The sequence below is a fragment of the Kitasatospora sp. NPDC048540 genome, assembly GCF_040651175.1.
Classification (GTDB): Bacteria; Actinomycetota; Actinomycetes; order Streptomycetales; family Streptomycetaceae; genus Kitasatospora.
In genome coordinates this window covers 1-7,329 of sequence record NZ_JBEZIR010000217.1, presented here as the reverse complement: position 1 = coordinate 7,329, position 7,329 = coordinate 1, and the positions used below count along the sequence as shown (strand labels likewise).

Here is a 7,329-nt window from a genome sequence, read left to right as displayed (position 1 = left end):
CGCCAACACCCCCACCACCACCGACACCCCCGCCACCACCAGACGACGCGAACCCACCACACCCGACACACGCACAGACATACAAAACTCCAAGACAGATACAAAGACTCGTACAGCCACCCTCACCGACCGCCCACCACCACCCACCCCCCGAACAAACCAACAAACGGACCTCAGAGCACCCCAGCAACAACAGCCCACGAAACCCCACCGACAGACCAGACCGGACACTGACACGAAGAAGATCCAGCCGACCACTCGCTTGAGGGCATTGAGAAGCTGCATGCGTTATCGGACATGGCTGGCACCGACAACGAACAGTCACGGCAGGCCGCCGGTGACAACGGCCACGTCCAGACCGTCGGCGACGTTGCTTAGGTCGCTGGAATCTCAGGTGAGCTGTAAGTAATTAGTCGTCGTCGGGTTGCCAAGAAGTGGCAGGAACTCCGACCTGGCCTGGAAAATCAACGCCGGAAAGTAGGCGAAGGCAACGGCTTCCTCGGTAACCAGGGCCACCGCTGTGGGCCAGACCTCTGTGTGAGATGCCCGCCGCCGAGGATTTAGTCTCAGTTCCGACTGGCGACGCGCGAACAACTCAGGCCGACGCTCGGCCAGGGGGCTTAGGAGCAGAGGCGCACCAAGCCTGTCGCGGCATTGACGCTGACGTAGTCGAGTCCCATCTTGACGGGCTCCAAAAGTGCGAAGACATGGCGAGGGTGAGGGCGGTTGTGCGCGGATTTTGACTTCCGGATATGCAGATACAGAAAAGATTCTCCGCACTCCGGGTGGTCCTTGAGCCAGGTCCGGAGGATTCTGTCTGCGTGATTTCTGCCAATAGCGCAGGATGCTGGAGCGGATTCGTCGGTATCCTTGTGTTCGGCCATGATGAATCCGTTCCCGGGTAGATTGGCTGGCGCTTCGGAGCCTCCTTGTCGAATAACCTACCCGAGCCGCGATGTCGCGGACTCCCCTGATCGGATGGCCGGAAGGAGGATGCTGGTGCAGCGCGCGTGCGCGCGCCGGAGTGCGCAGCGGGAATCGCCGGCACCGTGGCCGTGCACGGCGGCTTCCGATTCCGGCTTTTTAGTGGACAAGTTTCGGAGGGCGTTGGGTCGGCAACCGAGTTTTATTACCATTGCGGATATGTGGCCGTACAAAGGTGAAGGAGTCCAGGTGACCGAGGTGGCGACCGTGCCGTCCAGCGAGCGGGTGTACATCGACAAGCAGGCCCCGCAGGCCTTCAGGGCCCTGCGCGCCACGGCCGAGGTGGTCCGCGACCATGTCGCGGAGGCCGGGCTCGACCGGATTCTCGTGGAGCTCATCAACCTTCGGGTCTCCCAGCTGAACGGCTGCGCCTTCTGCCTGGATGTGCACACCAGAGCGGCCCTACGGCTCGGCGAGAGCACCCAGCGGCTCGGGGTGCTCGCGGCCTGGCGCGACACGGAGGTGTTCACCGCGCAGGAACGTGCGGCCCTCGCCTTGGCCGAGGCGACCACTCATCCTGCCGACGCGTCGGCGCAGGAGACCGCTTACGGTGCCGCCCGGCAGGTGTTCGGGGACGGCGAGATCTCCGCGGTGATCTGGGCAGCCATCACCATCAATGCCTTCAACCGGGTCTCCGTCCTCAGCAAGCACCCGGTCCGGCCGTCCGGCGCCCGCTGACATGCGGTGCTTGGCTCGTTGGCCGGCACGCTTCGTGCCAGCCGGCTTCTGAACGGCGGGGGCGCAGGTCAGGCACCCTTCACGACATCCCCGAACCTCAGGGGTGCCGCGCTGACGCGGGCGGCAGCACAGCCGTGTCTGCCGGAGGTCTGCGCGGCGACGGACGCGGTCGCCGTTGCCGTTCACGGGTGAGGAGAAGAGCCCGAGGCGGACCGCGGCGAGGGCGCCGCCCGGTGTGCTGCGGGCGATGGTGACTTCGCCTCCGATGGCGGTGGCGGCTCGTCGTGCGATGTCGAGGCCGAGTCCGGTGGAACCCGCGCTGGCACCACGGGCGAGAGCCTGCTTCGGGTCGGATGTGCCCAATCCCGCGTCCTCGACGGCGATGGTGACCGTCTGAGCGGCGCGTTCGACCCGGATGGCCAGTGCGCAGCCTTGAGGGGTCGGTTGCGATGCGCAGGGGGCACCGCACCGCCACCCGGTGGCCGACCGGCGCCCCGCGGTCCAACAGCCTTGCACGTCAGGGTACTTCACCCACACTCGGCCGACGGATATGCTGAAATGAACATAAAGCGTTCTCGCGCGCGCAGGCCACCCCGTCTCGGCCGAGGGCCGGTGGGAGCAGGACCGAGCTCGGCTCCTCGTGCCGCCCCGGACGTGATCGTGCCTGCGGCGCTTCTGTCCGGCAGCGGTGACCGGGTGAGACAGCAGCGGCGCAGATGCCGCTCGATGTGGCTCGGGACCGCGCTGAGGGTTTGCTGACTGTCCACCTCACTCCACGGGGGAGGAGACATGGCAGGGAAACACCGAGAAATGGCTGCACTCACCGAGACCATCGAGTCGGTCGGACAGGACATCGCCCCCGTGGACGCTGCCAGGGCCCGCGATGTAGTCGCGTCCCACGCGCGCGATCTCAAAGACCGGATGCTGCTGGACGCTCTCGGACTGGGTGAACCGCTCGTTGAGGCCCAGCCCGGTCCGGGGGAGAGCGTACCCCGCGCGAAGGGCGGAGCCTGCTGACATCGCGGAGGACCCGGCACCCGGCTCCAGGGCATCCGGGGAGGTCGGATGAGGGGTGCCATCGCCACCCAGTCATGCAGGGGGAACAGCCCGTTGTCCGGGGCCCCGGGGGATGCGGATCAGACCCCCGCTCCCCTGATCGGACGGTTTGTTCGAACCGGGGTCCAAGGGCACCGTTGAGGTGTGCGCAAAACAGTGTCCGACACTGACGCGTCCGAATGAACTGCCCCGTCTCCAAAGCTGGAAGTGGATGCCATGACCATCGAACCCTCGTCGATTCCCGCGCCCGCCGCGCTGCACCCCCCGCTCGGCGCTGTTCAAGGCGGTGGCCCGGCCGGGCCGCCGGTGGTCGTGCCGGACCAGGCGCTGGTGGCCGAGATCCTCGACCAGATGCAGCTCAAGCACGTGGTGGACGAGGAGGGTGACCTCGCCGCGCCGTGGGAGGGGTTCCGCGTCTACTACATGTTCCGCGGTGAGCAGAAGGAGCTGTTCGCGGTCCGCGCGTTCTACGACCGCTCGTACCCGCTGGAGCGGAAGGCCGAGATCCTCGACCTGATCGACGAATGGAACGGCGAGACCCTCTGGCCCAAGGTGTACACCCACACCCACACCCACGCCGACGGGGACGGCGTGGTCCGCCTGATCGGCGAGTCCCAGATGATCGTGGGCACCGGCGTCAACCTGGACCATTTCGTCTCCGCCATCGCCAACTGGACCCAGGCGTCGGTCGGCTTCGAGCAGTGGATCGCCAAGCGTCTCGGGGACCCGCCGGAGGAGCTTTGACCGAGTCGGTGAGGAGGCCGTGAACTGCCACCCCTGGCAGTCTGTTCGTAGAGCTCCTGGCTGATCTTGCGACAGGTCTGTTAAGCGCAAGAGCGGGCAGCCTCGATGCTGCCGAATCGAGTCAGCCGGGCCGGGAGAACGGGGCGGCGGCGCGCTGCGGTGTCCGTGCGCCGAGCTCCTTCGAACGCCGGGCCCGCGTTGGCCGGCCGAGGTGAACAGCCCACGGACAGAACGTTGTTGCCGACGGTGACCTCAAGGCCCGACCGGCCTGTCGTACGCGGAACGGGTGACAGCCCCGGCCTGGTCAGCCCGAAGAGAGCAGCCGCCGAAAGACGGACAGGCGATCATCAGGACCGGACCACACGGCGAGGTCTGCCTGCCGCACCACAGATCCGTGGGACGGAGAACCCGTGAGACACCTCACCCGCCGAATCGCCACCATCACCGCCTGCGCCGCACTCATACTCACCACAGCCGCCACCGAAGCCGCCACCGCCCGCGGTGTCCCGATCACCCCAGGCATCCCTGACGTGCCCGTCACGTCCGGCGTCGTCGTCAACAACGGTGACAGCAACGGCACCAACATAGGCGGCAGCAACAGCGCCGCCGGCCATGACAACCTCACCGGCCATGACAACGTGGCAGGAACGGGGCATGCGATCGGCGCGCTCGGCCAGACGCCGCCGACCTTGGTGGGCTGTGGCACCAACAGCCAATCGACGTGTGTGACGTACCGCATCATGAACGAGACCGCGAACGACCTCGATGCAGTCTGTTCGCTGAACTGCTACCTCGATGCGGGGCTGGCCATCTCCGGGGGTATCCAGGTCGACGTCGGTTCGTCGATCACGATCTACCAGATCTACTCTCCGTCCGGAACCATCAGCCGGGCGGACTTCTCGGCCGGCTCATCCCCTGTCGTCAGCATCAGTCTCGTGAGCAGTAGTCAAATGTCTGTGGCGACCTGCATCCCTTCCTGTGTGGGCACCGGACTTGGGCCCGACGTCATCCTGGTCTGAGACTCTGACGAGTCCGGTGCTCGGCTGTCTGGGACACCACATGGTCCAGCCAGAATCGTAGCCAGGCAGATAGGGCCGGCTGGCGGGTTTGGAGACCAGGCCGTCGACGCCGTCGCCGGGATCGCCGAGCCATTCCCGGGCCTGGGTGGGGTCGCCGGTGGCGGGCAGGCCCTGCAATGCGCGCAGGCACACGCCGTCCAGGAACTCACCCAGACGTTGCTGCCGCTCGGTGTGCGGATGCGGGCGCCAGTCGTCGGGTGAGGCCGAGCAGATCGAAAGCGGCGTACTCAATGCTGAATGGTTCGCCGCGGCGAGGGCCGCCGGCCCGGGTCCGGAGCAGGGCGAGCGCCTGCTCCGGACCCGGGGAGTGCGAGGACCACTCCGTCCAACGTCGCCTCCGGCAGCTCGCGGGCGTCCTCCGCCAGGTCGGCGAACGTCTGGGACAGATCGGGTGCCGTGCTGGGAGTACAGCGCGGCGTGCGGGCCGGTACGCAGGACGGCGCGCCAACCGTCGACCATAGGGGACAGAAGATGGCCCGGCCCGTCCGGGAACTCCTCCACGGTACGGGCCAAGGCGACATCGATGGGTAGTTCGAACGGGACGATACCCCAGTACCCGCCTGGAACGTGTCCTGACCTGCACGGAAAGTCACCACGACCCGCTGGAGCGCGCCCACCTGGAATTCGCCGATGAGCGCGAGCAGGTCTTCGTCTTCGGCCTGTCGACGGGCGGGGCTCTCGCCCTGCGCCTCGGCGCCCGCGGCGACGGTACTCGTCGACTGCGGTCTCCATCCTGAGTGTGGGTCACTGCCGAGGTCGATCACCAGGAGCATGGTCTGCCCCAACACCTCAGAACGCTGCGCCGGACGGCCAGACGCGCCACCGCAGGGGTGATGAGCGTTCCAGGCGGATCGTCGGCGTGCCCACCGGGTTCAGCCGCAGCACGCCGCTACTGTCGGAACAGGAGAGCCCATGGCCTCGGGCCTTCCGAAGGGACCCGGGCCGAGGGCGGGAGCACCATCCGTTCCTCGGCTCGGCGGTCACCGCCCTGGATCATCCGTCAACCAAATCCCTCGCGAGCGGTGCGATGCTGCCGTCCGCGTCGGCGGACTGAGGAAAGGCCCGTGCACACACCCTCGCCGTGCTGTTCGCGTTGCCGACCACCGCCAGCAACGCCCTCGCCACGGTGCTCCAACGCAAGGCCGCCCGGCGGGTACCGGTGAACGGCCGACTGGGCCGGGGCCTGATGTCCGCGCTGCTCCGCCAGCGGGTCTGGCCGGGTGGCATGGCCGCGGTCGGCGCCCAGCCTGCTTCCAAGCTCTGGCCCTCGCCAACGGAGCGCTATCAGTGGTGCAGCCGGTGTTCGTCCTGGAGTTGCCGATTGCGCTGCTGCTGGCCGGGGTGATCCTGAACCGCCGCTTGGCGGCGGACGTATGACGGGCAGCCACCGGCGTCACGGTCGGGCTCGGACTGGCTGTGCGGGCGGCTGCTCCCACGCCTGGCGACTCGGAGGCGCCGATGACCCGTTAGCTGATCGGGATCGGCGGCGGGCTCTCAGCCGCCGCGCTGCTCACCGCCACCGCCGTGCGGCGCGCCCCAGGTACGGCTCGTGCAGCGTGCCTCGCGCTTGCCACCGCGCTCTGTTACGCCCTGCCCGCTGCGATGCTGAAATCCGCCGTACAGACCTGGCAGACGAACGGTCTGGCCGCGTTCTTCTCGGTCTGAGCTCCCCCGGTGCGCGGGAGGTGCCAGGCGGCAGACGCGGCTGCAGCAGCGCAACCACCCGCCCCGCCGTGGGCCCTATCGGCCCGCCAAATGATGGCGGGCCGATATTTCAACAGGTCGACTCAGTAATTCATATTGGCCAGTCCGGGATAGTGTTTATTGATCTTTTTAACGCCCCTTCCGGTGTAGCCAGGATTAACCAGCTCCTCGACCTTCACTGCATCCGTGTAAGTCCCACCCTCGGGAATCTTGAGGCGGTATGCTCTGCTGATATCGCGCGGATCGATTCCGGCCAGGGCGGTCATCTCGGATTCGAATTCTAGGGTCATCTTTGAAGTGGCATTGCTCTTGAATGGGTTGATAATCCCTTGCGCCGAAGCGATCTCATAGACCCACATGCTATCCGCGTGCCCCGTATCCGGACCGTACGTCGCAATCCGCTGCTGCGCATACTTCTCACTTCGCGTGAGGCTTACCCATGGCGTGTCATTGTACTTGTCCCAGTGGTTAATAAATCCCCAGAGGGAGACCGGGTTGTTAACGTTCTTGGCCTGGAATCCGTTTTTGAATACATCCTTCGGATGCCTTGTGTCACCTCGGTAGAGTGGCTTTGTCGAAAAGCTCATGTGAAGGGGGCCGGATGGGAGCTTTTTGACATTCGGCTCATAGAGTTTATCATTGCTGGCGAGCTTCACGCACTTTTTTCCAGAAATGCATGCAGATGGGAAATGTTCGGGTATTTTGGTCGTGGCACCATAGCTCCTGATAATGTCACCACGGGTGGCTCGTGGCTGTGCGGCATCAATGTCCGCCGCGGGTGGCCCCAGCACCTTGGAGAGATCATTCGCCGGCCCAGGTGCATGGCCGTCGACCCAGCCCTTCGTTGACTTTGCCTTCGCTCGCTGTGCGCCGATGCCGATCTTCATGTGCCCGCTGGGGTCGGTGTGGTTGATGGGGTCGGCGTCGAATGCGTTGTAGCGGTTGTGGAGTTGGTAGGTGTCGCGGGTGGTCCAGTGGCCGTCGGTGTTGTAGGTGCGGGCGGGGGTGTATTGGGTGTGGTCGGGGTTGGTGTATTCGCCGCCGTATTGGATGGGGTTGGTGTGGGGGCGGTTGTGGTGGGGGT

Annotated in this window: 4 protein-coding genes and 1 pseudogene; 3 read left to right on the top strand and 2 right to left on the bottom strand. The window is 66.0% G+C overall.

Annotated elements, in window-relative coordinates:
• Positions 1-1,143: 1,143 nt before the first annotated feature.
• Positions 1,144-1,662 (top strand): carboxymuconolactone decarboxylase family protein, encoded by a 519-nt coding sequence (locus AB0D08_RS39640; RefSeq protein ID WP_082526858.1) that lies wholly within the window; start codon positions 1,144-1,146, stop codon positions 1,660-1,662.
• Positions 1,663-1,884: 222 nt separating this feature from the next.
• Here the strand turns inward: AB0D08_RS39640 and AB0D08_RS39635 are convergent.
• Positions 1,885-2,178 (bottom strand): annotated as a pseudogene (locus AB0D08_RS39635) (ATP-binding protein); the annotation flags it as partial.
• Between the two features lie 756 nt (positions 2,179-2,934).
• On the opposite strand from AB0D08_RS39635, the gene AB0D08_RS39630 reads away from it, so the two are divergent.
• On the top strand, positions 2,935-3,462 hold the full coding sequence (locus tag AB0D08_RS39630; RefSeq protein ID WP_359895200.1) for a YbjN domain-containing protein: 528 nt from the start codon (positions 2,935-2,937) through the stop codon (positions 3,460-3,462).
• Between the two features lie 410 nt (positions 3,463-3,872).
• Complete coding sequence (locus AB0D08_RS39625) at positions 3,873-4,481, top strand: hypothetical protein (RefSeq protein WP_359895198.1); 609 nt, start codon at positions 3,873-3,875, stop codon at positions 4,479-4,481.
• Between the two features lie 1,847 nt (positions 4,482-6,328).
• Here AB0D08_RS39625 and AB0D08_RS39620 read toward each other — a convergent pair.
• The coding region (locus tag AB0D08_RS39620; RefSeq protein ID WP_359895196.1) for a hypothetical protein at positions 6,329-7,329 on the bottom strand (1,001 nt) is incomplete at its 5' end.